This window comes from Pseudomonas sp. MF09156, assembly GCF_059862305.1.
On the sequence record NZ_JCBCUR010000028.1, the window covers coordinates 1 to 22,191 of the forward strand.

General features: G+C 59.7%; 23 protein-coding genes, 1 tRNA gene and 2 pseudogenes. 11 read left to right on the plus strand and 15 right to left on the minus strand.

All coding sequences use genetic code 11. The features are described 5' to 3' along the window. Positions 1-126: 126 nt before the first annotated feature. The 6 genes and pseudogenes from AC19YY_RS29570 to AC19YY_RS29595 all read right to left on the minus strand — a co-directional run. A pseudogene (locus tag AC19YY_RS29570) lies at positions 127-567 on the minus strand (acyltransferase family protein); the annotation flags it as partial. Between the two features lie 82 nt (positions 568-649). Beyond that, entirely contained in the window at positions 650-1,900 is a 1,251-nt protein-coding gene (locus AC19YY_RS29575; RefSeq protein ID WP_500605225.1) for a tyrosine-type recombinase/integrase, read from the minus strand. 171 nt (positions 1,901-2,071) lie between these two features. After that, positions 2,072-2,145, minus strand: a tRNA-Gly gene (locus AC19YY_RS29580). A gap of 128 nt (positions 2,146-2,273) precedes the next feature. Continuing rightward, a complete protein-coding gene (locus AC19YY_RS29585; protein ID WP_500605215.1) occupies positions 2,274-3,158 on the minus strand; it encodes an alpha/beta fold hydrolase in 885 nt (294 codons plus the stop codon). 296 nt (positions 3,159-3,454) lie between these two features. Further along, on the minus strand, positions 3,455-4,147 hold the full coding sequence (locus tag AC19YY_RS29590) for a pseudouridine synthase (RefSeq protein WP_500605216.1): 693 nt from the start codon (positions 4,145-4,147) through the stop codon (positions 3,455-3,457). Then, positions 4,147-4,359, minus strand: a complete 213-nt coding sequence (locus tag AC19YY_RS29595) for a cysteine-rich CWC family protein (protein WP_169956749.1) — start codon at positions 4,357-4,359, stop codon at positions 4,147-4,149. Before AC19YY_RS29595 ends, AC19YY_RS29590 begins: the two co-directional genes overlap by 1 nt. Positions 4,360-4,577: 218 nt before the next feature. Here AC19YY_RS29595 and AC19YY_RS29600 point away from each other — a divergent pair, with 218 nt between their 5' ends. Beyond that, positions 4,578-4,937 carry a hypothetical protein gene (locus AC19YY_RS29600; protein WP_170058375.1) on the plus strand — a complete coding sequence of 120 codons (360 nt, stop codon included), beginning with the start codon at positions 4,578-4,580 and terminating at the stop codon, positions 4,935-4,937. A gap of 58 nt (positions 4,938-4,995) precedes the next feature. On the opposite strand, the gene dspII is transcribed toward AC19YY_RS29600, so the two are convergent. After that, entirely contained in the window at positions 4,996-6,108 is a 1,113-nt protein-coding gene (dspII, locus tag AC19YY_RS29605; RefSeq protein ID WP_500605217.1) for an enoyl-CoA hydratase/isomerase DspII, read from the minus strand. A 131-nt stretch (positions 6,109-6,239) separates the two neighbouring features. Here dspII and ung point away from each other — a divergent pair, with 131 nt between their 5' ends. Beyond that, positions 6,240-6,935 carry a uracil-DNA glycosylase gene (gene ung, locus AC19YY_RS29610; RefSeq protein ID WP_170042872.1) on the plus strand — a complete coding sequence of 232 codons (696 nt, stop codon included), beginning with the start codon at positions 6,240-6,242 and terminating at the stop codon, positions 6,933-6,935. Positions 6,936-6,998: 63 nt separating this feature from the next. Here ung and AC19YY_RS29615 read toward each other — a convergent pair whose 3' ends face one another. From AC19YY_RS29615 to AC19YY_RS29635, 5 genes are all read right to left on the minus strand, one after another. Beyond that, complete coding sequence (locus tag AC19YY_RS29615; RefSeq protein ID WP_169956741.1) at positions 6,999-8,036, minus strand: AbrB family transcriptional regulator; 1,038 nt, start codon at positions 8,034-8,036, stop codon at positions 6,999-7,001. Beyond that, positions 8,029-9,543 (minus strand): tripartite tricarboxylate transporter permease, encoded by a 1,515-nt coding sequence (locus AC19YY_RS29620; RefSeq protein WP_169956739.1) that lies wholly within the window; start codon positions 9,541-9,543, stop codon positions 8,029-8,031. The genes AC19YY_RS29615 and AC19YY_RS29620 overlap by 8 nt, the downstream gene beginning before the upstream one ends. Before the next feature lies 1 nt (position 9,544). Further along, entirely contained in the window at positions 9,545-10,003 is a 459-nt protein-coding gene (locus AC19YY_RS29625; RefSeq protein WP_170042871.1) for a tripartite tricarboxylate transporter TctB family protein, read from the minus strand. A gap of 130 nt (positions 10,004-10,133) precedes the next feature. Continuing rightward, the gene (locus AC19YY_RS29630; RefSeq protein ID WP_169956735.1) at positions 10,134-11,117 is read right to left on the minus strand and encodes a Bug family tripartite tricarboxylate transporter substrate binding protein; all 984 of its coding nucleotides are present in this window, start codon (positions 11,115-11,117) and stop codon (positions 10,134-10,136) included. Positions 11,118-11,160: 43 nt separating this feature from the next. After that, positions 11,161-12,453, minus strand: a complete 1,293-nt coding sequence (locus tag AC19YY_RS29635; RefSeq protein ID WP_169956733.1) for an OprD family porin — start codon at positions 12,451-12,453, stop codon at positions 11,161-11,163. A 246-nt stretch (positions 12,454-12,699) separates the two neighbouring features. Here AC19YY_RS29635 and AC19YY_RS29640 point away from each other — a divergent pair, with 246 nt between their 5' ends. Beyond that, positions 12,700-13,371 carry a response regulator gene (locus tag AC19YY_RS29640; protein ID WP_169956731.1) on the plus strand — a complete coding sequence of 224 codons (672 nt, stop codon included), beginning with the start codon at positions 12,700-12,702 and terminating at the stop codon, positions 13,369-13,371. Beyond that, positions 13,364-14,749, plus strand: a complete 1,386-nt coding sequence (locus AC19YY_RS29645; RefSeq protein ID WP_169956729.1) for a sensor histidine kinase — start codon at positions 13,364-13,366, stop codon at positions 14,747-14,749. Before AC19YY_RS29640 ends, AC19YY_RS29645 begins: the two co-directional genes overlap by 8 nt. Positions 14,750-14,781: 32 nt before the next feature. Here the strand turns inward: AC19YY_RS29645 and AC19YY_RS29650 are convergent, their stop codons facing one another. Both AC19YY_RS29650 and ygfZ read right to left on the minus strand, forming a co-directional pair. Beyond that, positions 14,782-15,603, minus strand: a complete 822-nt coding sequence (locus AC19YY_RS29650) for an HDOD domain-containing protein (protein WP_169956727.1) — start codon at positions 15,601-15,603, stop codon at positions 14,782-14,784. A 36-nt stretch (positions 15,604-15,639) separates the two neighbouring features. Continuing rightward, positions 15,640-16,581, minus strand: coding sequence for a CAF17-like 4Fe-4S cluster assembly/insertion protein YgfZ (gene ygfZ / locus AC19YY_RS29655; protein WP_500605218.1), 942 nt, complete (start codon positions 16,579-16,581; stop codon positions 15,640-15,642). A gap of 137 nt (positions 16,582-16,718) precedes the next feature. Between ygfZ and AC19YY_RS29660 the strand changes: the two genes are divergently transcribed. Then, positions 16,719-16,973 carry an FAD assembly factor SdhE gene (locus tag AC19YY_RS29660; RefSeq protein WP_017736358.1) on the plus strand — a complete coding sequence of 85 codons (255 nt, stop codon included), beginning with the start codon at positions 16,719-16,721 and terminating at the stop codon, positions 16,971-16,973. Beyond that, positions 16,957-17,409, plus strand: coding sequence for a hypothetical protein (locus tag AC19YY_RS29665; protein WP_169956723.1), 453 nt, complete (start codon positions 16,957-16,959; stop codon positions 17,407-17,409). Before AC19YY_RS29660 ends, AC19YY_RS29665 begins: the two co-directional genes overlap by 17 nt. On the opposite strand, the pseudogene AC19YY_RS29670 reads toward AC19YY_RS29665, so the two are convergent. Further along, positions 17,378-17,569 (minus strand): annotated as a pseudogene (locus AC19YY_RS29670) (L-aspartate oxidase); the annotation flags it as partial. The gene AC19YY_RS29665 and the pseudogene AC19YY_RS29670 overlap by 32 nt on opposite strands. Positions 17,570-17,612: 43 nt before the next feature. Between AC19YY_RS29670 and AC19YY_RS29675 the strand changes: the two are divergent. The 5 genes from AC19YY_RS29675 to AC19YY_RS29695 all read left to right on the plus strand — a co-directional run bounded on the left by AC19YY_RS29675 (position 17,613) and on the right by AC19YY_RS29695 (position 22,032). Continuing rightward, complete coding sequence (locus AC19YY_RS29675; protein WP_500605219.1) at positions 17,613-19,055, plus strand: tyrosine-type recombinase/integrase; 1,443 nt, start codon at positions 17,613-17,615, stop codon at positions 19,053-19,055. 79 nt (positions 19,056-19,134) lie between these two features. Next, positions 19,135-19,749, plus strand: coding sequence for a hypothetical protein (locus AC19YY_RS29680; protein ID WP_115127588.1), 615 nt, complete (start codon positions 19,135-19,137; stop codon positions 19,747-19,749). Between the two features lie 938 nt (positions 19,750-20,687). Continuing rightward, positions 20,688-21,221 carry a KilA-N domain-containing protein gene (locus AC19YY_RS29685; protein WP_092234267.1) on the plus strand — a complete coding sequence of 178 codons (534 nt, stop codon included), beginning with the start codon at positions 20,688-20,690 and terminating at the stop codon, positions 21,219-21,221. Then, positions 21,218-21,535 carry a hypothetical protein gene (locus AC19YY_RS29690; protein ID WP_115127590.1) on the plus strand — a complete coding sequence of 106 codons (318 nt, stop codon included), beginning with the start codon at positions 21,218-21,220 and terminating at the stop codon, positions 21,533-21,535. Before AC19YY_RS29685 ends, AC19YY_RS29690 begins: the two co-directional genes overlap by 4 nt. 311 nt (positions 21,536-21,846) lie before the next feature. Beyond that, positions 21,847-22,032, plus strand: coding sequence for a hypothetical protein (locus tag AC19YY_RS29695; RefSeq protein WP_500605220.1), 186 nt, complete (start codon positions 21,847-21,849; stop codon positions 22,030-22,032). The last annotated feature ends 159 nt before the right edge of the window (positions 22,033-22,191 follow it).

Here is a 22,191-nt window from a genome sequence, read left to right on the forward strand (position 1 = left end):
AGGCTGAAGCCTTGGGCATGACTGATTTGAATGGTGGCGCGCTCTTCAACGCTGAGTTCGGTATAAGACATAGGGGCAGCACCGTACCGGAAAGGTCAGGTGTTGCACTCAGTTTTTGCCGCCGCCCTGCCATTCAACGGACAGTGACCAGGTGTGAAGCAACCATTTCTCATGTGACGCAGTATCGAAGTAGCCGGCTTCCTTCCAGTAAACCATGTTCGATAGAAAGGCGATGCTCGATGCCGCGTGCTTGCCCAGCTCTTTATAGTCGCTGGGGATCAGCAGGAACCATCCGCCAGCCAGCAGTGCCAGGCATAGCACGGCCAGGGCCGGAATGATCCGCTTGGCGCGTGACAGGTAAAAGCCGATAAGGCTGAATTTATCGGTGTCCGTCTGCCGGAAGATAATGCCGGTCATGAGGAAGCCGGATATCACAAAGAAGATATCTACCCCGGCGAACCCGCCAGAAAAGCCCTTAACACCAAAGTGGTATAGGACAACGGCAATGACCGCTATGGCGCGCAGGCCGTTTATGTCAGACCTGAAGCCTGTATTTTTGGTTTGCATGACGTCCCTTTCTCCGGTTTTCCGGGGGTGTAATTGGTATCGGGCCGGATTCTACAAGCGAATGCCGGCATATGTCGTGCTGCTAGCCCGCGCTCACCCTCGATTTGAATGCTGCGCGCTGGTCGTCGGTCATGCCGTCCCTGAGTGCGTCGAGGTAGTCGGCGTACCACTGAACCATTGCCTGGCGCTGGGGCAGGTAGATCGCTTTGTCATACACTCCTTTAAGCCCTGGCTTCTTGTGGGCCAGGTGCATGTCCCTCCAATGCTCTGGCCACCCGTGCTCAGACAAAAGCGTTTCGCAGGTGTGCCGGCTACCGTGGCCGGTCATCCGGCCTTTATAACCAATCAGCGCAAAGCACTTGTTGATTGATGCGTCGGATATGACCGGCACCTTTTCGCCGCTGGATGGGAACAGGTAACGCGAACGACCAGTAAGCCGCTGTAGATCCTTGATTATCTCGATGGCCTGGGTAGGAAGCGGCACGATGTGGTCGCGCCTCATCTTCATCTTCACGCCCGGTACGGTCCACAGCCCCGCATCTAAGTCCACCTCTGTCCATTCCGCCCAGCGCGTCATGCCTGGCCTCGATGCAGTCAGCAGCGTCAACCATGCCGCCGTGCGCACGATGGTCCCGCTCCGCGATTCGCCCATCGCCCGCAAGAACTCTGGCAGTTCAGGTTCCAGCAGGTGCGGGTATTGCGATTCCTCGGGGGCCTTTTCAGCAATGTCGATCAGGTTGCTGGCCGGGTTGTTCTCGGTCATGCCCTTGGCGATAGCCAGGCCAAATATCTGGTTTACCCATACACGGACCTTCTCGGCGGTGTTGTGAGCGCCGCGGCTCTCAATGCTTGCCTGAAGGTTGGCGCAGTCCGCCCGGGTGATCCGGCTCAGGGGCTTGCTACCAAGCGCCGGCAGTATGTCGTTGGTCAGCGCTCCGTTGATCCCCGCCAAGGTTTTCTCGGCCCGCCCATCTTTGATCTTCTTTTCAAGCCACTGATCGGCAGCGGCCTTGAACGTGTTGGCCTCGGCGGCATCCCTGGATGCCTTGAGGGTGGCTTTGTGGGTGATTGGATCAACACCTTCTGAGTTCAGTCGCTGCGCTTTCTCCCTGGCCTTTTTGGCGGTCACGTCAGGATAAGAGCCGAGGCCGTGCCATCCCCATTTGCCATCAGGCTTCTTGAAGCGGAGTTCCCACCGTTTGCGCCCGGTGCTGCCGACCACGAAATAAAGCCGGTCAATTCCGTAGTTTTCGCGGTATTCCTTTGCCTCTGGCTCAAGGGAGGCCAGCACCGTGTCGGCCAGTGGCCGGCGCTTTATCTCGGTTCGTTTCATGCGGGTTTCTTGTATGGTTTGGTTCGATGTTTTGTGCACCATACATGCCGCCATACACGGAATCAAGGATAAGCGGACACAGAAGGGAATAGCAGGGATCGGGTTTTGATCAGTGTTCTAGGGGGTTTGGTGTGTTGCGGGAGGGGGCGGGACAGGGAGGGAATAAGAATGTGGAGCGGGTAGAGGGAATCGAACCCTCAACTAAAGCTTGGGAAGCTTTCGTTTTGCCACTAAACTATACCCGCTCAGAGCGGCTGACTTTGTACCAGAACTGCGCGGCGATTTGAAGTTTTTCTTTGAAAAATGTGCAAGTTGCGAGCGTCAGCCGAAATGTTCAGACAACCCTGGGCAGTCGTGCCCACCCAGGTCGCATTCAAATCGCAAGTGCATGCAGGGCCTGGCCCTGGTGATACCGCAGTCGATTCACCGACTGTTCCGGTTTCAAAAAGCCCATCAATGCCTGCCGGCTGTCGTTGCACGCGGCCTTGTGCTCCATGTCCAGGAAGTGCCCGGTGGCCTGGATGGTGCCGAAGCTGCTTTTGGCCACATGTTGCCCGAACAGTTTGGCGTCTTCGGCGCTGGTGTATTCATCCCACTCGCCGTTCAAGAACAGCACTGGAATGTCGATCTGCCGTGCAGCCTTGAGGTAGCACTGGCGGTCGCTATTGAGCACCTGGCTGATGTGATAGTGCATCTGCCCGTACTCGTGCTCGGCCAGGGTGCTGACGTGCCGATAGTTGAAGCGCTTGAACAGCGGCGGCAGGTGTTTGCCGATGGTGCTGTTGACCAGGTTGCCGACGCTGTGGCGGTCGAGGTTGCCGAGGTAGTCGACGCCACGTTCCAGGTAGTCGCGCATCGGCGCGTTGATCAGCGGCGAGAACGAGCTGATCACGGCTTTTTCCACGCAGCGAGGGCGCTGGGACAAGGCGACGAGGGTGGCGACGCCGCCCCAGGAAAACGACAGCACATGCTCGGCGGCGAAGTGGTCGATGAGTTCCAGGAGGATCTGGCCTTCAATGTCCTTCGTCAGCATTTGCTCATGGCGGTTGTGGGCTTTGGAGCGACCGGCGTAGGGCTGATCGTACAAAACCACATTAAATTGCGGGTACAGGCTTTTCACGGTCTGGGCGAAAGACGCAGTGGTGGCCATGGAGCCGTTGACCAGGATGATGGTCTTTTGAGCAGCGTCCGCGCGATAGAACTCCGTGTAAACCCGATACTGACCCTGTATATCCAGCACAGCGATTTCTGGCCTCATGTCGTAAGACTCCTGGCAAGCGGGTGGTGCGCGCAGATCACTCTGCACGAGCTTTGTGACAGGTAGGCATACGCCTTGAAAGGAGGCCCATGTCGGTCCGATGAAACTGGCCGACGGGTGTTGTTATGGCGGGCAACTTGCCATGGCCCGCACGTCAAGCGGTGTGGGCAGGCACAGTGTTTCTTGGAAGGTTGGGTGACTCGCCAGTCAGAATGCGGCTGGCGTTTTGATTCAAGCAGGAGGCGGGCCAGGTCGCAAGCTTCACCCCGCAGTTTGGGCTATCACCGGCTGAACGGTCATATCTGGCAGATTTCCGCGTCGCTCAGCGGCCGATACTGGCCGGGAGCGAGCCGTTCATCCAGCACCAGCGGCCCCATGCATGCGCGATGCAGGCGTATCACCTTGTTGTCGAAGTGCCCGAACATACGCTTTACCTGGTGATAACGCCCTTCAATGATGCTCAGGCGCGCGCTTTTGGGGCCCAGCACTTGCAGGTCGGCCGGTTGGGTGGTCAGGTCCTCGAAGGCGAAGTACAGGCCGGCGCGGAATGTTGCGGCATACTCCGGGCCAATCTCCTGTTCGGTCTCGACGTAGTAGACCTTGGGCAGCTTGGTGCGGGGCTGTGTGAGGCGGCGGGACCACTGGCCATCATTGGTGATCAGCATCAGCCCGGTGGTGTTGAAGTCCAGGCGGCCAGCGATATGCAGGTCACCCTTGTCCGGCTCATCCAGCAGATCAAGGACAGTGGGATGCTGTGGATCGACAGTGGCACTCACACACCCTGGCGGCTTGTGCAGCATGAAATAACGTGCGGGTTTGCCCGCTTGCAGGATCTGGCCATCACACTCCACGCGGCTGAACTCGCGAACGTCCTGGCGCGGGTCGGTAACCGGCTGCCCATCGACGCTGATCCGGCGTTCTGCCAGTAGCAGGCGCACTTGCTGGCGATTGAAGCGGGGCAGGTTACTGAGGAAGCGGTCGATACGCATTACCGGGGCTCGACCCCGCGCAATTGGGCGTCGACCTGGGCACAGCGCGGGCACAGGCAGGCCGTGTTGCGCAGTTCCGGCGCCAGGGCTTCGAGCAGCTTGGGGTCGATGGTGACGCTGTAGCACCAGCAGGCACGGTCAGCGGTGCGCGGGTCGGCCAAGGTGCAGTCGTTGCGGGCGCCGCAGGCGGGGCAAAGTGTGGGAGTGGTCATCGGTCGGTTCAGGCGTAATTCAGTCAAGATCCCGGTGAAACCCGGTGTCCCTGGCACGATACAGGCCTGGGCGGTTTATTGCGCCACAGATGTATCAATCTATGTCCAAGTCGCACCAGATTCGGTTTTTGATGTCTGATCTTCTGTCATTCAGCAAAAGCTGTGTGGCGCCCCCCAGCGTCGCTGGTGTGTGCTCTTCCGCGGTCCAGGAGGCCGCCATGTATCGTCGATTGCTCCTCAGCGCTGTACTCGGCTTGACCCTTTCTGCCTGCGTGCCTTATTACGATGGAGGCTCCAGCTACTATCGATCCGAAGTCTATACCGCGCCCGCGCCGGTCTATTACTACGGCGGTGGCCCGTCCTACCAGTACCGGCGGGGCTATTACGCACCGCCACCCCGCTATTACCCGGCGCCGCGCTATTACCAGCCGGCCCCCCGTTACTATCAAGCCGGGCCAAGGCCGGGTTACCGGCCATACCCCAGCCAGAGTTGGGGTGACCACCGGGGCAATGGTGGCCAGGGGCATAGAGGTGGCCGGGGTGGTGATCATGGAGGAGGCCGTGGCGGGCACAGGTAATCCGCTTATCTTTGGAACGGCGCGTCATGCGCCGTTTTTTGTGGCTGGCCGCCACATGTCATCGATCCGACAGATCTGCCAGCGGATGCCGTCCTTCCCAGGCCTTGTGAAAGTGCGCCTCGACCACGGCCTCGAGAATGCGCTTGATATCCGGCCAATGCCAGTGGGGCTGCTGATCCTTGTCGATCAGGCGGGCCCGTACTCCCTCGCTGAATTCCGGATGCCGACAGCAATTGAGGCTCAAGGTGTATTCCATCTGGAAAACTTCTGACAGGGACAGGTGCCGCGCCCGTCGGATCTGTTCCCACACCAGGTGCGCGGTCAGCGGGCAACCCTCGCTCAAGGTCTTGCCGGCCCGGCTGAAGAGCGGGTCGGCATGCTCGCGCAGTTGGCTCAAGGCGCGCCAGGCGCACTGCACATCGCCTACATCCAGCCATTCGTCGATCTGTGGGCGTCGCGGCAGCCACTGCGGTTCTGGTTGCTGGCTGGCAGCTTCCTGGGCCAGGGCCTTGAACAGGCTGTTGAGCTGCATCGCGGTCTGCTCCTGCCAGTTCAATTGCAACAGGCCTTCGAGCATTTCGCCCTGTTGTTCGTCCAGCAGGAAACGGTCGGCCAGGCCCAGGTCGAGGGCGTCGCGCCCATTCATATGGGCGCCGGTGAGGCCCAGGAACAGCCCCAGTTTGCCGGGCAGGCGCGAGAGGAACCAACTGGCGCCCACATCCGGGTAGAGGCCGATGCTGATTTCCGGCATGGCCAGGCGGCTGCTCGGGGTGACGATGCGGATAGCGGCGCTTTGCAGCAACCCCATGCCCCCGCCCAGCACATAGCCATGGCCCCAGCAAATCAGCGGCTTGGGGTAGGTGTGCAGGTGGTAGTCCAGGCGGTACTCGGCCGCAAAAAACTGCGCGGCCAGCGCCGGCACTTCACCTGGGTGCTCTCGGCAGGCCTGGGCCAGGCTGCGCACTTCACCGCCGGCGCAAAACGCCTTGGCACCGTTGCCGCGCAGCAGCACGCAGACGATCTGCGGATTGCGCGCCCAACTGTCCAGGCGTTCGCCGAGGGCCTGGATCATCGGGAGCGAGAGGGCATTGAGGGACTTTTCCGCGTCCAGGCTGGCGATGCCGATACGGGCACCGTCTGTGCCAGTGAGCTCTTCGAAGTGCAGATTCATCATGACCTCAATCGGTAAATTGAACGTTGAGTATGATCCCTTCGGGGGAAAGTGCCGGTTCTGCGTCAGATCAATTGACAAGTGGAGTGGGCTTTCCTAGGGTTCGCCCATTCTTTTTACATGATGTGTTTCTGATGACTGCCGACGACCGTATCAAACTCGAACCGAGCTGGAAACACGCCCTGCGCGAAGAGTTCGAGCAACCGTACATGACCGAGCTGCGTGAGTTCCTGCGCCAGGAACATGCGGCGGGCAAGGAAATCTACCCGCCGGGCCCGCTGATCTTCAATGCGCTCAACTCCACGCCGCTGGACAAGGTCAAGGTGGTGATCCTCGGCCAGGACCCGTACCACGGCCCCGGCCAGGCCCATGGCCTGTGCTTCTCGGTACAACCGGGCGTGCCGACACCGCCGTCCCTGGTCAATATATATAAAGAGCTCAAGCGCGACCTCAATATCGACATCCCCAGCCACGGCTGCCTGCAAAGCTGGGCCGACCAGGGTGTATTGATGCTCAACACCACCATGACCGTGGAGCGCGCGAATGCCAACGCCCATGCGGGCAAGGGCTGGCAGTTCTTCACCGACCGGGTGATCGAGTTGGTCAGCGAGCATCAGCCGCACCTGGTGTTCCTGCTGTGGGGCGCCCATGCTCAGGGCAAGCAGAAGCTGATCGATGCGACCAAACACCTGGTGCTGACCTCGGTGCATCCGTCACCGTTATCGGCTTATCGCGGGTTTTTGGGGTGTGGGCATTTCAGCCGGACGAACAAGTTTCTTGAGCAGAACGGCGAGACGCCGATCGAGTGGCGAGTGCCGCCGCTCTGAAGTTCAACACCTGAGGAGGTGGGAGCGAGCAAGCCCGCTCCCACATTAGGCTGTTACCCGGTTCTAGAGGGTGCCCGGCTGGCGGTTCCAATGGCGGAATAACGGCTCCGCGAGGAACAACACAAACAACAGCCGCATCACCTGCATCGCCGTCACCAACGGCACCGACAGTTGCAAGGTTTCCGCCGTCAGACTCATCTCGGCAATCCCACCGGGCATCATCCCCAGGGTCAGCGAACGCAAATCCAACTGCGTCAACGCACTCAGGCCCACCGCCGCCAGGGTGGCGATCAACATGGTCAGCAGCGTGCCGATCACCGTACGGCCCATGAACGACGGCGCCCGGCGGAAGAACTGCCGGTTGAAGTGGCAGCCCAGGCCGCTGCCGATCAACCATTGGCCGATCTGGCTGCCACCATCGGGCAGGCCGATGTGCAAATCCCAGGTGATGCTGGCGATGGCACTGACCAGCAACGGCCCGAACAACCAGGGGTTGGGTTGGCGCAGGCGCTGCCAGCCCCAGGCCACCAGGGCGCCGATCGGAAACAGCAGGGCCAGCCAGGCCCAATCCACGGGCGCCGGGTGAAACTGTGGCGCACCGCCGCCCAGCAAGTACTTGAAGATCGCCGGCACGCACAGCACCACCAGCAACACCCGCAGACTCTGGCCAGCCGCCACGCGACTGAGCACCGCGCCATTGCGCGCGCCGAGGTTGACCATCTCCCCGGACCCGCCCGGCATGCTTGAGAAAAACGCCGTGGCGCGATCCTCACCGCTGCGGCGCATCAACCACACGCCGACAATGCTCGACAGGCTGGTGACCAGCGCGCCGAAGAAGATCAGGCCAAAGTGGCTCATCACCTGCTCGATCACCACCGGGGTGAAGTGCAGGCCGATGCCGATACCCACCACCCATTGGCCGCATTTGCGCCCGCCGGGAATTTCGGCCAACTGCCAGGGTGTGAGGCAACGCACCAGGATGATCGCCAGCAGCGAGCCGACCATATACGGCAAAGGCCAGCCGATCAGGCTGGCCAGGTAACCGCCGGCCAGGCCGACCAGCGGTGTTCCCCACCATTGTTTAAAGGTGACTTCAGACATCGGCCACGGCGCGACGCTGCAGGGCCCGTTTGCGGTAGATGCGGATCAGCGGGAAGGCCAGCATCAATGCCGTCAGCACCCAGACACCAAAGGTGATCGGGCTCGACCAGAGGATCTGCAGGTCACCGTTGGAGATCGACAGCGCCCGGCGCAGGTTCTGCTCCATCAGGCCGCCGAGGATAAAGCCCAGCAACACCGGCGACAGCGGGAAGTCCAGCTTGCGCAGGATGTAGCCGAAGATACCGATGCCCACCATCAGGAACAGGTCGAAGGTGGTGGCGTGCACCGCGTACACACCAATCGCGGTGATGATGGCGATCACCGGCACCAGCGCCCAGTTCGGCACGGCAAGGATGCGGGTGAAGATGCGGATCATCGGGATGTTGAGGATCACCAGCATGATGTTGGCGATAAACAACGAGGCGATCAGGCCCCAGACGATATCCGGTTGCTGTTGGAACAACAGTGGGCCCGGCGTGATGTTGTACAGCGACAGCGCGCCGATCATCACGGCGGTGGTGCCCGAACCGGGTACGCCGAGGGTCAGCATGGGGACCAGGGCGCCGCAGGCGGAAGCGCCGATGGCGGTTTCCGGCGCAGCCAGGCCGCGCATGTCGCCCTGGCCGAATTTGCCGCTGGCACCGGCCAGGCGTTTCTCGGTCATGTAGGCCACAGCTGACGCCAAGGTGGCGCCCGCACCGGGCAGTACGCCCATGATGAAACCCAGCAGGCCGCAACGGATATTGACGACGAATACCGAAGACGCTTCCTTCAGGTTAAACATCATCCGCCCGGTGGCCTTGACCGCTTCCTGGCCGCGGTGGGTTTTTTCCAGCAGCAACAGGATCTCGCTGATGGAGAACAGGCCCAGGACCAGCACTACAAACTGGATGCCGTCGGTCAGGTGAATGTTGTCCCCGGTAAAACGGTACACGCCGCTGTTGGCGTCGATACCGACTGCCGAGAGAAACAAGCCGATCAGCGCGGCCACAAACGTCTTCAGCGGTTTGTCACCGGCCATACCCCCCAGGCAGACAATGGCAAATACCATCAGGACGAAATATTCCGCCGGGCCGAAGGCAATCGCCCATTTGGCCAGCAGCGGGGCAAACAGCACCATGCCGCAGGTGGCGATAAACGCGCCGATAAACGAACTCCATGCCGACAACGACAGCGCCACGCCGGCCAGGCCTTTGCGGGCCATTGGGTAGCCGTCGAGGGTGGTCATTACGGTGGAGGCTTCGCCGGGGATGTTCAGCAGGATCGAGCTGATACGCCCGCCATATTCACAGCCCAGGTACACGGCTGCCAGCAGGATCAACGCCGATTCCGGCGGCAGGCCCAGGGCGAAGGCGATGGGGATTAACAATGCCACGCCGTTGATCGGGCCCAGGCCCGGCAACAGGCCGACCACGGTGCCGATCAGGGTGCCGCACAGTGCGGTCACCAGGTTGTAGGGGCTCAGCGCGACGCCGAAACCCTGGCCCAAATAGCCAAAAGTATCCATATCAGTTCTCCAGAACGTCGAGCAGGCCGAGGGGCAGCGGAACATCCATGGCTTTATCGAAGAGCAGATAAAGGCCGATGGCCATCAGGCTGACGATCACCACGCTGGGCATCCAGCGGCCGCCATACAGGCGCGCCATGGGGATGCCGATCAGCATGCTGCTGAGAATGAAACCCAAGGGTTCGAAGGTGCCGGCGAACACGATCAGCAGTGCCACGCAGATGCCGATCTTGACCAGGGTCTGGCGGTCCAGCGCGGGTTCTTCTTCGGTGTGCTTGGTCGGCTGCGGGCGAATCAGCATGTAGATCAATGCCAGGCTCATCAGCCCGAGCATCAACAGCGGGTAGGCCCGAGGTCCCACCGGCTCGTAGGAAAATGACGCCTGGTACGGCCAGGCCATCAGTGCCAGGCAGGCGCAGGCCAGCAGCAACACAGCGGCGAAAATGCGTTGTAAGAGCATAGGAAACTCCTTTGCGACTCTTGTAGGCGCAAGCTGGCTCACGAAGAACGCAAGGACATCGCGTGTATCCAGGCAGCACGCGTCATCGTTGCGGTTTTTCGCGAGCAAGCCCGCTCCCACAGAGGGGCGATTACTGGATCAGGCCGAACTCTTTGGCCAGCACTTTGTAGTCAGCCACTTGTTTCTTCACGTAGGTGTCCAGCTCCGGGCCGGTCAGGGCGAACGGGAACAACTCGCGCTGGTCACGCAGCTTGGCGAACTCTTCGGAGGCCAGCAGTTTGTCGAACGCCTCTTTCCACCAGGCGTAGTCGGCATCGCTGACTTTTGGCCCGAGGTAGAAGCCACGCACCACCGGCCAGACGATGTCGTAGCCTTGCTCTTTGGCGGTCGGAATATTCTTCATTTCCGGCTCGTCCAGGCGCTCTTCGGAGAACACCGCCAGCAGGCGCATGTCGCCGCTGAGGATGTGTGGCATGGAGTCGGAGATGTCGGTACTGCCCACCTGAATATGTCCACCGAGCAGGGCCGTGGCGATTTCACCGCCGCCTTCGAGGGCCACATAACGCAGGTCACGGGGGTTGATTCCGGCAGCCTTGGCGATCAGCGCGGTTTGCATCCAGTCCTGGCTGCCCACGGTGCCGCCGGAACCAATCACCACTTTGCTCGGATCTTTCTTCAGGGCCTGTACCAGGTCATCCAGGCTCTTGTAGGGAGAATCGGCTTTCACCGCAATCGCGCCATAGCTGGTGCCAACCGCCGCCAGCCATTTCACCGCGCTTTCATCAAACCGCCCGAACTTGCCCTGTGCCAGGTTCAGCAGCGAACCGCTGGACCACGCCACCAGCGTGCCGGCATCGGCAGGGCGCTGGGCCACCACGGCGTTGTAGGCCACCGCGCCCACGCCGCCGGGCATGTAGGTCACGCGCATCGGCTTGCTCAGCAGTTTTTCGTTGACCAGTGCGCTTTGCACCAGTTTGCAGGTCAGGTCAAAACCACCGCCGGGGGAGGCCGGTGCGATGCATTCCGGGCGCTTGGGTTCTTCGGCGGCCAGTAGTTGGCCGGCAAACAGCATGCAGCCGGCGGCCAGGGCAAATTTACGCAGGGATGAGGACATGGGGAACTCCGTCATTGTTGTTATTGGGGTATGACTTTCAGGGTTACCACAGGGCGACGCTGTAACTGACCAGCACGCGCACTTCGTCTGCGTCCCGGGCCGAGTAGTTGGAGCGGTAGGTGGCATTACGCAGGCGCACGGCCACATCCTTGAGCGTGCCGCTTTGCACTACGTATTTGATCTCGGTGTTGCGTTCCCACTCTTTGCCGGTATCGCCGTTCTTGAGTTGGATGTTGTCGCCGGACAGGTAGCGGCTCATGAAGCTCAGGCCGGGGATCCCCAGCTTGGCGAAGTCATAGTCATAGCGCGCCTGCCAGGAGCGTTCCTCGGCGCCGGCAAAGTCGTTGATCTGGACAAAGTTGACCAGGTACGGGTCGCTGCCATCCACATACGGGAATGCACTGTCGCCGGACATGTGCTGGTAGCCGGCGCTCAGTTTATGGCCGTTGAGGGCGTAGCTGAAAATGCCGTTGAGGGATTTGTTGTCAATGCTGCCGCCGCGCGCGCTGCCGGTGTCGTCACTGATGGCCAGGCGCAGATCGGTGCCGAAGGTGCCGGGACCCATCGGGGTGGAGGCGACCAGGCCTAGGAAGTGCTGGCGGTACACGTCGTCCAGTTGGGCGAAGTGGTAGCTGGCGGTGGCCTTCTCGGCAAACTTGTAGTCCACGCCGCCGAAGTTGAAGTGCTTGCCGGTGGCCCCGCCGACGAAGCGGCTGTTCTTGTTGTTGAGGGCGATGTCCTCGTAGTTGGTGTCATCGCGGTCCTTGGCCTTGTCCAGGCGCCCGCCGGTGAAGGTCAGGTTCTTGAACTCCTTGGAGGTCAGCAGGCCGCCGTTGAAGGTCTGCGGCAGGATGCGCCCGTCGTTGGGCTTGAGGATTGGCAGTTCAGGGATCAGCGAGCCGATTTTCAGCTCGGTGGCGGAGATTTTCACTTTACCGGTCAGCCCCAGCTTCGAGTACTCGTCAGCGGCGCGGCCATCATCGTGGGTGGGCAGCAGGCCAGTGCCGGTGCGGTCCGGGCTGGAGTCGAGCTTGACCCCGAGCATGCCCAGCGCATCCACGCCAAAACCGACGGTGCCGTCGGTGTAGCCCGATTGCAGGTTGAGCATGAAGCCCTGGGCCCATTCGTCGCGCTTGGATTGTTGCGCGCTGGTACCGTCGCGAAAGTCGCGGTTGAAGTACATGTTGCGGGTTTCCAGGGTCGCGCTACTGTCTTCGAAGAAGGCAGCCTGGCTAAGCGGCGAAAAGCCGGCAAGGGCAGCGGCACTGGCGAGGGCGGTCTGGGTCAGGCGGGAAAAACGAACAGGCGGGCAAGCCTGGGGCTGTGTCGACAGCATCGTGATGCACTCCGTTATTGTTCTTATGGGGCGAAAACGCTTCGAGGCGTTTTTCGGGCGCTATGGGTGAAATAGCTCGGAAGGTGTAACCGTCCGTTTCTGGATGCTAATGGGCGAACCTTTCACTAACCTTTCAGCGTCCTTTCAATGTTTTCGGGCTTCACAGCACAGGCCGCGGCTGTAAACTGCGCCGCGAGTTGGTAAACAGAGGGCGGCATCGGCCACCCCTTAACGAGGTATGAATCCATGCGTGTCCTGCTCGTCGAAGACCATCTGCAACTGGCCGAAAGTGTGGCCCAGGCGCTCAAGAGCACGGGGTTGACGGTGGACGTGTTGCACGATGGCGTGGCGGCGGACCTGGCCTTGAGCAGCGAGGAATACGCCGTGGCGATTCTCGATGTGGGCCTGCCGCGCATGGATGGTTTCGAGGTACTGGCGCGCCTGCGGGCTCGTGGGAAAAATCTGCCGGTGTTGATGCTCACCGCCCGCAGCGATGTAAAGGATCGGGTGCATGGCCTTAACCTGGGCGCCGACGACTACCTGGCCAAGCCCTTCGAATTGACCGAACTGGAAGCCAGGGTCAAGGCGCTGTTGCGCCGCAGCGTGCTGGGCGGCGAGCGGCAGCAGACCTGTGGTGTGCTGGTGTATGACGTGGAAACCCGGCGTTTTACCCTCGCCGGTGAACTGCTGACGTTGACCTCCCGCGAGCAGGCCGTGCTCGAAGCGTTGATCGCCCGCCCTGGCAGGGTCATGAGCAAGGAGCAACTGGCATCCCAGGTGTTCGGCCTGGACGAGGAAGCGAGCCCCGACGCGATCGAAATCTATGTGCACCGCTTGCGCAAGAAGCTCGATGGCCAGCCGGTCGCCATCGTCACCTTCCGCGGCCTTGGCTACCTGCTGGAAGCGCGCGATGCGTAAGCACAGCAGCCTGCGTTGGCGCCTGCTGTGGAACCTGGCACTGCTGTTGGTGGTGCTGATGCTGGCCAGCGGCCTGAGCGCCTACTGGAACGGTCGCGAGGCTGCAGACACCGCCTACGACCGCACCCTGCTGGCCTCGGCACGCACCATCGCCGCCGGCCTGTCCCAGCGCGACGGCACCTTGAGTGCCGATGTGCCCTACGTGGCGCTGGACACATTCGCCTATGACAGTGCCGGGCGGATTTACTACCAGGTCAATGATATTCACCAGAAGCTGATTTCTGGCTACGAACACCTGCCCGGCCCGCCGCCCGGTACGCCGCGCACCGACGATTACCCGGCCTTGGCGCGGTTCTATAACGCCAAGTACCAGGGGCAGAATGTACGGGTGGTGAGCCTGCTCAAGGCAGTGTCGGAGCCGAACATGAACGGCATGGCAGAAATCCGCGTGGCCGAAACCGACGAAGCCCGCGTCAGCATGGCCCGCAGCCTGATGGCCGACACCCTGTTGCGCCTGGGCATGCTGGCCATCGGCGCCTTGCTGCTGGTGTGGTTTGCGGTGAGTGCGGCGCTACGCCCGCTGGAGCGTTTGCGCACGGCGGTGGAGGAGCGTCAGCCGGATGACCTGCGGCCGCTGCCGCTGGTTGAAGTGCAACACGAACTCGGGCCGCTGGTGCGGGCGTTGAACCACTTTACCGAGCGCCTGCGCGGGCAGTTCGAGCGCCAGGCACAGTTTATTGCCGACGCCTCCCACGAGTTGCGCACTCCGCTGGCCGCCCTCAAGGCCCGGCTGGAATTGGGCCTGCGCGCCGAGGACCCGGCGGTTTGGCGCAGTACCCTGGAAACGGCGGCACAAGGCACGGATCGCTTGACCCACTTGGCCAATCAACTGCTGTCTCTGGCACGCATCGAAAACGGGGCGCGGGCAATTGCCGAAGGTGGCGCGCAGTTGCTCGACCTCAGTCAACTGGCCCGTGAGTTGGGCATGGCCATGGCGCCCCTGGCCCATGCGCGGGGTGTGGCGCTGGCGTTGGAGGCGGATGAGCCGGTGTGGCTGCGCGGCGAGCCGACCTTGCTGAACGAGCTGTTGAGCAACCTGGTGGATAACGCCCTGGCACACACGCCGTCAGGCGGCAATGTGATCCTGCGGGTGACGGCGCCAGCGGTACTGGAAGTGGAAGACGACGGCCCGGGTATTCCGCTGGATGAGCGCGACCGGGTGTTCGAGCGCTTCTATCGGCGTAACCAGCAGGGCGCGGGGTCGGGACTGGGCTTGGCGATTGTCGGTGAAATCTGCCGCGCGCACCTGGCCCAGATCAGCCTGCATGATGGCGAGCTGAAAGGGCTCAAGGTGCGGGTGAGTTTTATCGCCGGCTGAGAGCGATCCACCGCTATTGCCGGCAAGCCGGCTCAGTAGAACATCGAGCGCGCTTCGTCCAGCTCGGTACGTACCGCTGCGTTGAGCGGGTCGATGCGCAGTTTCTTGAATGACGGCAAGTTCGACAGCGCAGTGTTGGCCAACGGGTGATGGGTGTTCTTGTGGCAATACAGCACGGCCACTTGCACCAGGTCGACATAATCCAGGCTGGCCGAGTCGCGCTCAAGGTCCTGGTAGTGTGCGGGCACATTCACCAGCATTTCCGGGAAATCCCAGCCCCGTAACAGCTTGTCCCCCAGCAGCGGGTGGATGCTATCGATCACATGGTTGAGGCTGACCGGGTCGGAGAGCAGTTCATAGTGATCTTCGGCGTAGGTCAGGATCGGCAGCACGCCGATCTGGTGCACCAGCCCGCCGAGTGCGGCCTGGTCCGGCTTGAGCTGGCTGTGGTTACGGCACAAGGCGTAGCAGACGCCGGCCACTTCCAGGCTGCGGCGCCATACTTCACGCATTTTTTGTTCCACGGCCTCTGAGCGGGCGTGGAATATCTGTTCCATCACCAGGCCAATCGCCAGGTTGCTGCTGTAGTTGGTGCCCAGGCGCGTGATGGCGGTATGCAGGTCGGTGACCTCCTGGGAGGCCCGCAACAATGGGCTGTTGACGACCTTGATCAGTCGCGCCGTCAGGGCGGTGTCGCGGCCGATGACTTTGCTCAAATGGCTGATGCTGACTTCGGGGTCTTCGGCGGCCTGACGAATTTTCAGGGCCACTTCCGGTAACGTGGGCAGAACCAGGTCATCGTTATCGATGGCCATCACCAACGCCTGTTGGACTTTTTCCGCCAGTTTGTTCATTCATGCTCTCTAGGGTGTTGCAAAAGGGTACGGCGATTACCGCTGGATCTCGCGATCACGGTCCAGTTGGTAAGGCAGGTCAAGCAACTTGAGGCCCGGGCCTTCCAGCGTACCTAAATGCACGTCGCCACTGTCGGCTGCTTCGGCTTGCAGCACCGCCAGAAGTTCAATCCCTTCGTCGGCCCGCGCAGCGATCACCACTTCGCCGATGGCACTGTTGTGGCTGGGCGCGAACAGTGGCGTACCAGGCTCGGGCAATGCACTGCCGTCCAGGCTCAGGCGGTAGAGGCGGCGCTTGAGCTTGCCCAGGTATTGCATGCGGGCGACGATCTCCTGGCCGGTGTAGCAGCCCTTTTTGAAGCTCACGCCACCGACTGCTTGCAGGTTGAGCATCTGCGGGATGAACAGCTCGCGGGTCTGGGCCATGACCTGGCCGATGCCGGCGCGGATCTGCCCCAGCAGCCAGCTATTGAGGTCGCCTTGGGTGAGTGTTGCGCCCAGTTGGCTGCGCAGGGTGTCGGCTTGCGCAGCGGGCGCCCAGAGTTCGGCGCGGCCGGGGGAGACGCGAATGGCGATCAGTTCTGCATGGCGCGCCACACTGTCGGTCTCGGCTGGCAAGTCCAGGCCCAGGCTGGCGATTGCCTGATCGGCGTCGGCCAGGCCGAAGCGGACCCAGGCGGCGCTTTCGTCTGTCAGCTTGGACTTGGAAAACACCGCGTACTTCTTCAAGTCCGCCAGCTGTGGTTCAAGCAGTTCGCTGGCCATGGCCAGCAGCACGCCGTCACCTTGCAGCACGATGCGGAAGCTCGACTGCATGCGCCCCTTTTGGGTGCAGCGCGCGCCGAGGCTGGCGTGGGTGTCGTCGAGGTAGTTGAGGTTGCAGGTCAGTTGCCCCTGGAGGAACTTGGCCGCGTCAGCGCCGCGAACGGCCAGGACGCCTTCGTGGGACAGGGGGCAGAAGAAAGCAGAGTCAGCCATGGGTCATCGCAGTTGGAAAGTCATGGGTGCATCATAGAGGGGCGCCCGGCAAATGGGTAGTTTCATAAGCCCGACCAAAGCCGACTGTTCCGAGGGGCGTGGGCCTGTATACTTGCGCCCTATTTGAGGAGCGCTCCATGGTCGAAGATGTAGAAATCAATCGTCTGTACTGGCACAGCCGTCGCGGCATGCTGGAGTTGGATGTGTTGCTGGTGCCGTTCACCAAAGAGGTGTACGCCACCCTCGATAAGGTGGACCGCGACCTCTACGTCAGGCTGCTGACCTGCGAAGACCAGGATATGTTCGGCTGGTTCATGGAGCGTGCCGAATCAGAAGATCCGGAGCTGCAGCGCATGGTCCGGATGATCCTGGATCGTGTCCAGCCCAAGTAATACCTTCGAATGCCGCTGGCAGGCCTGCGGGCTTCTGCTGGCGGCGTATCTCCTCGCCCAGGTGCTTGCACTCGGTGCGCTGTGCCTGCTGGCTGTACCCTTATCGATGGCTGCACTCGGTGTGCTGGTGTGCCTGGCCCATGCCGCGTGGGCGCTGCCGCGCCAGGTTCGCTTGACTCACCATTCGTCGGTTCGTGGCCTGCGGCGCAATGCCGACGGCTGGCAACTGTGGAGCGCGGCGCGGGGTTGGCACGCTGTGCAGTTGCGCCCCGACAGCCTGGCGTTGCCGCTGATCGTGGTGCTGCGCTACCGGTTGCCGGGGGAGTGGCGGGTACGCTCGGTGTGTGTGCCTCGCGGTTCGCAGGCCGCCGATGTGCATCGACGCCTGCGCGTGCGCTTGAAGTTCAGCCGCCGTAGGTGGTTGGCACCAGGATAGTGTCGAGGGCTTCGGGCAGCATCTGCGGGTAGTCGAGGGTGTAATGCAGGCCGCGGCTTTCCTTGCGCGCCATGGCCGAGCGGATCATCAGCTCGGCGACCTGAGCCAGGTTGCGCAACTCGATCAGGTCACGGCTAACCTTGTAGTTGCTGTAGAACTCGACTCTATGAGGCTAAACCCAATGGATACAGGGGTTTCAGCCGATGACCGTCATCCACCGCTCCCAAAGTGGGACAAACCTGTTACAAACTGCGCTCGCCAAGCCGTACCACTATCGCCGGTCTGGTCGCTATTACCTTCGCGTTCGCCCTCAAGGAACCGCTAAGGGCTTCTACACGCTATCGCTCAGGACCACAGACAAGGCTACTGCTATGACCATCTCCAAGGACATCCTCAAGACGCTGGCTGCTTTCCACTTGGATAACCCAGAGGCGACGTGGGATGAGCTCAGAGAGCGGTTGGCAGACATCGCTGAGGAGTGCCTGACCATGGCTCATGGTGATGACTCACTGGTGGCCTACGAAATGATCTACGACGAGCTACGTCTATCGCTTCGCGAGGCATCAGCTAAAGGGCCAATGACCGTTGATCAACAAAGGGCAGCGAGTAAAGCCGAGGACATTCTGGAGGCTGCTCAGGAACGTTTGAAGGGCAGGCCGGGTAAGCTGATCGGGATCGTTGAGGAACTCAGAGGTATCCCTTGTGGCACGCCTGTAGCCCCTTGTCTGTCCCTATCTGTAAACGCTTCTGAGGCTCTGACATTCGAGCATCTCTCAGGGCTCTATATGGCGGAGCAAAAGGACAACGTACAGGCCAGCACTATGCGAGACGTTAAGTCGTCTTGTGCTGCTATTAGCGCTGCTCTGGAAGGGCTCGACCTTAAAGGGCACACTCGGGCTGACATGGTGGCGCTCAAAGCAAAACTCCTTGAGGACCGCAAAGGTTCCACTGTGAACAAGCTACTCACCCGGCTATCAACTGTCATGGATTGGGCTGTTCATAATGGCTACATCGACAAGAGCTTCGATAAGGGGTTGAAGCTATCCAAGGATGCTGACAGCTCGCGTGAGGCGTTCTCTCAGGATCAGGTCCAGTTGCTTATGTCCTACACTAACGGCCTACCTGCTGATGTATGGCAGCGCTGGGCTTTGTCCCTTGGGGTCATCACAGGGACCCGTATCGAGGAACTGCGGCAGTTGACCAAGGCTGACGTTAAGCAGGTTGGGGGCGTGTGGGTCATCGACATCAATAGGAACGATGGCAAGACGGCCAAGACCAAGAATGCTCTGCGTGTCATACCGTTGACCGATGCGGCCTATGGGTTTGACCTAAAAGCGTTCCTCGCGTTTGTCGATAGCTCCGACTCTCGGCTGTTCACGTTAGGCGCTGGTCAGTTCTCAAACGTGCTTAATGGGGCGTTGCGAGATGTCTTGAGCCTGAACACTGATCGGACCCAGACCTTCCACTCGTTACGTCACTCGCTGGCCGGTGCCTTGAGGGCCGCTGAGGTGCCTGTGGGGACTGCTGAGGCAATCTTGGGGCATTCGTCAGGTTCAATCAGTTATGACCTGTATGGGGCTGGGAGCGCCGTTGAGGTGGGCCGTATGGCTGAAGCGTTGGTGAAAGCTTTGAAGCTGGTAAATTAAGGCTGCATCTATGCTGGTCGCAAAAGTGCGCTTAGTATGCGGACATCGTGGAACATCAACTAAGTAATGGAGCTATCAATTGAACAATGGACGTTTCTTCAGCGGACTCGCTCTTTGTGCAGTGTTGCAAGTCTTTGCGGCCCATGCTTTGGGGCAGGAAAAACTATGGGTCACCACAGACCGTACTGATCGATACACTTGCCCATCTACAGAGTGCGGAGTCGCAGGCCGTCTTATGTTCAGAGAGGGCGTTGACATCTTAGAGCGTAAAGGTAAGTGGGTCCGTATTACTAAGACCTATTCTGCATCCTGTACTGGCGGCGTCAGCGAGTACATTAAGTCTGGAAATAGAGCCTGTACTGCCGTTAATGGCATCAAGGACGGGAAGTTTGCTGAATGGGTTCAGAGTAAAGATTTTAGCCGAGATCGCCCTAAGGACCCTTCAGAGGATGCAAGTGGAGATTACTCTCTCGTAAAAGGTTCAGACGATTATAGGATTTATAAGGACCCATTTGCTAAAGCAGCGCGGGCGTTGATAGATGACGCCACTTGTACTGAAGATGACTTCAAGGAAATGGGTGGCTGGATGGCCTCAACGAATCGTGGCAAAGGAGTGTACTTCACTTATTGCGGCGGTATGAAAGTCAACAATAAGGTCTACCTTGATGTCACTTCAGGGAAGACCAGCCGTTAGGTTCGATAAGGACATGCGAGCGGTTGTGAGTCCTGACGCGTTAGCAGCACGTTCGACGAAGATGTAAAAAAACCACAATAACCAGAGCGACACCACCCGAAACGTGGCGACCCTGTGAATGATGCCGTAAGGTCACCTCCAAGGTGGCCCTCTGCGGGCAAGGCGTATACGGACAGTGGATCATACCCAGACCGATACGACCGGCAAGCGGACTTAATGGGATTTGCGGGACCAAATTAAAAACCCTCACTAAGGATACAGGCAGGCAACACACAAGAATATACCTACCTGTACGTTCAGATTCCTACCATTTGACCTGAGACTACCGAGTGCCAAGAGCGACCACCTACAGGGTGACACGCCAACACTCAACCGTCCCCGGTAAGCAGACCAAGCGTCTGGCTCCAGTAGGGAGGAGCGAACATTGATATTGCTGATCGTAAGTCGGTGCCTTTTAGGGCATCGCTGAGAAGCCTTGCACGGGATTGGGGGCGCCGTGTATTGCTCAATGTTCACGGGGGGCTTAACTTAAAGATCTTAAAGATTGCTCATTGAGAACTATCTAATAATTATCTTTATATAAATCTATTCTTTTATTTTTAAGAAAGGACTTATAGGCCTCTCTTGGGGGTTGTCTTGCGACAAAATTATCCCTGCTCGCAGCGAGCATCCTTAAGCAGAACTGTAAGTGGTCATTCACGCCAGCGGTGAATTGCTCGCTTGGGTTTCTTCAAGAGTGCCTCTCGGGTCATGTAAATCAAATGGTCGTAAAAACCCTCACTAAGGCTATAGATACACTACGCCCATCGCTGGGCATCACACAAATAATTGCAGAGTCTTCCTGTTTGCTTCTTCATGCCACCGTCCAGAACCTTTGTCGGGTCTCTGCGCTGGGCTGTGGGAGCGAACCTGAGGAAGCAAACAAGAGGAATAGACAAATGATCACTGACATCAAACATAAGCACGCTGGGCACGTCATCATTATAGAAGGTCAAGCATTCAAGGCCAATAATGCAGGGCAGTGGGACCTAACTGATATCTGGCGAACCTTAAAGTTACCAGTAAAGAACGGACCTGCGCAGTGGCGGACCAAGCAGGCTAAACGAATGGAAGCTATGCAAAATTTGCACAGCTCCAATGGTGCAGGCTCATGGGCGACCAAACGCGCAACCCTTGAATATGCGGGCTGGGTCTCGGATGAATTCAAAGATCTTGTCTATGACGCCTTCGAGGCGATCCTTGAGCTACCAGAAGTAGCTTTGATCGTTGCTGACAAGATGGCCTCTTTGGGAAACGATCACAGTGCATCCATCCTCAAGCGCATGACATTCAATAACAAGTGCCAATGGAGCTCTCTGGGGCACCGTAACACCGTACAGGGCCTACGCTCAGCTATCGCTAAAGGCAACCTTACAGAGGCTCAAGCAGCCGCCCTTGCAGCCAGAGACGGCCTAAGAGGATTCGCTAAATGAGCAACTTTAAGAAAACCATTCCGACAACCGCTGAGCTCGCCTTGATTAACAGGGTGTTCACCAAGCCACGCCGGACGTCGCTTATTACGATCCGCGCCTTGGTCTCAAAGGTGAATGCTCCAGGCCGTTCGCGTGATCCTGAATTGGGCACCGTTTACGACCTCGCGGTGACGCTTCCTTACGTTGCCCTCATAACAAATCAGCGATGCATGGAAGCGCTCAAGGAAGCTCTTGAAGACGGTCTCAGTTTGAAGACGCTTGTTCGCTGTGACTTGTCCATTCCGATGAGCAGTCAGCCGATAATGCTGGCCTGAGAACTGCCGTAAAAACCCTCACTAAGGCCCCGGGAATCAGTTACCCATGGTCCCCTCAAGGTCCCACGAGGCGCCCTAAGCGTTAGTAGTGGGCAATCTATGCACCACACCGGAACCTCCTGCTGTCCGCCATTCAGCACAGAGGCGCTCCTACAGTCCCCGCCAAGTTAACCCCACAGGACTGTGAAACCACCTTCAATCCAATACCTTTAAGCAAACCTTGTTGATCCCGTGCGGGTCTCCTTTCCCCATTGGTCACGCGATCATGGCGGCAAGGTTTGCTTAAAGGTTTCTCAAAGGAGAACCCCAATATGAAGCTCGACATCCAACTTAGTGACAACTCCTTGACCGTTCAAGGCCAACCCGTGACCAAGGCTTATGCCGAGGGCGTAATGCTCGCAGGTCTTATCGCTGCTGCTGGTAAGAATCACAGTTCGATCACGGCCATCGTGCGCCAGTACATCGAAGACTGGTCTCAGTACCTCAGCATTCCCTGAGCAGACCTCGCTGGCCCGCCAAGAGATCAAAGCAGGTGAAGACCTTCGAGCAGCTCAGCTCCGTGACGCTCAGTTCCACGCAGACCGATGCGCTTCCTATCAGGCACCTACACGCCTTGAGGTGGCTCGGGCTCGTGAAGCCAAAGAGAAACGAGCAGC

Excerpts from the sequence above, each read along its gene's own strand:
- AC19YY_RS29600 (WP_170058375.1), top strand. The coding sequence starts at position 4,578 with ATGTATCGTCGATTGCTCCTCAGCGCTGTACTCGGCTTGACCCTTTCT.
- AC19YY_RS29640 (WP_169956731.1), top strand. The coding sequence starts at position 12,700 with ATGCGTGTCCTGCTCGTCGAAGACCATCTGCAACTGGCCGAAAGTGTG.
- AC19YY_RS29660 (WP_017736358.1), top strand. The coding sequence starts at position 16,719 with ATGGTCGAAGATGTAGAAATCAATCGTCTGTACTGGCACAGCCGTCGC.
- AC19YY_RS29645 (WP_169956729.1), top strand. The coding sequence starts at position 13,364 with ATGCGTAAGCACAGCAGCCTGCGTTGGCGCCTGCTGTGGAACCTGGCA.
- AC19YY_RS29650 (WP_169956727.1), bottom strand. The coding sequence starts at position 15,603 with ATGAACAAACTGGCGGAAAAAGTCCAACAGGCGTTGGTGATGGCCATC.
- AC19YY_RS29625 (WP_170042871.1), bottom strand. The coding sequence starts at position 10,003 with ATGCTCTTACAACGCATTTTCGCCGCTGTGTTGCTGCTGGCCTGCGCC.
- AC19YY_RS29695 (WP_500605220.1), top strand. The coding sequence starts at position 21,847 with ATGAAGCTCGACATCCAACTTAGTGACAACTCCTTGACCGTTCAAGGC.
- ygfZ (WP_500605218.1), bottom strand. The coding sequence starts at position 16,581 with ATGGCTGACTCTGCTTTCTTCTGCCCCCTGTCCCACGAAGGCGTCCTG.
- AC19YY_RS29685 (WP_092234267.1), top strand. The coding sequence starts at position 20,688 with ATGATCACTGACATCAAACATAAGCACGCTGGGCACGTCATCATTATA.
- AC19YY_RS29675 (WP_500605219.1), top strand. The coding sequence starts at position 17,613 with ATGACCGTCATCCACCGCTCCCAAAGTGGGACAAACCTGTTACAAACT.
- AC19YY_RS29595 (WP_169956749.1), bottom strand. The coding sequence starts at position 4,359 with ATGACCACTCCCACACTTTGCCCCGCCTGCGGCGCCCGCAACGACTGC.
- dspII (WP_500605217.1), bottom strand. The coding sequence starts at position 6,108 with ATGAATCTGCACTTCGAAGAGCTCACTGGCACAGACGGTGCCCGTATC.
- AC19YY_RS29620 (WP_169956739.1), bottom strand. The coding sequence starts at position 9,543 with ATGGATACTTTTGGCTATTTGGGCCAGGGTTTCGGCGTCGCGCTGAGC.
- AC19YY_RS29585 (WP_500605215.1), bottom strand. The coding sequence starts at position 3,158 with ATGAGGCCAGAAATCGCTGTGCTGGATATACAGGGTCAGTATCGGGTT.
- AC19YY_RS29690 (WP_115127590.1), top strand. The coding sequence starts at position 21,218 with ATGAGCAACTTTAAGAAAACCATTCCGACAACCGCTGAGCTCGCCTTG.
- AC19YY_RS29575 (WP_500605225.1), bottom strand. The coding sequence starts at position 1,900 with ATGAAACGAACCGAGATAAAGCGCCGGCCACTGGCCGACACGGTGCTG.
- AC19YY_RS29590 (WP_500605216.1), bottom strand. The coding sequence starts at position 4,147 with ATGCGTATCGACCGCTTCCTCAGTAACCTGCCCCGCTTCAATCGCCAG.
- AC19YY_RS29635 (WP_169956733.1), bottom strand. The coding sequence starts at position 12,453 with ATGCTGTCGACACAGCCCCAGGCTTGCCCGCCTGTTCGTTTTTCCCGC.
- AC19YY_RS29615 (WP_169956741.1), bottom strand. The coding sequence starts at position 8,036 with ATGTCTGAAGTCACCTTTAAACAATGGTGGGGAACACCGCTGGTCGGC.
- AC19YY_RS29630 (WP_169956735.1), bottom strand. The coding sequence starts at position 11,117 with ATGTCCTCATCCCTGCGTAAATTTGCCCTGGCCGCCGGCTGCATGCTG.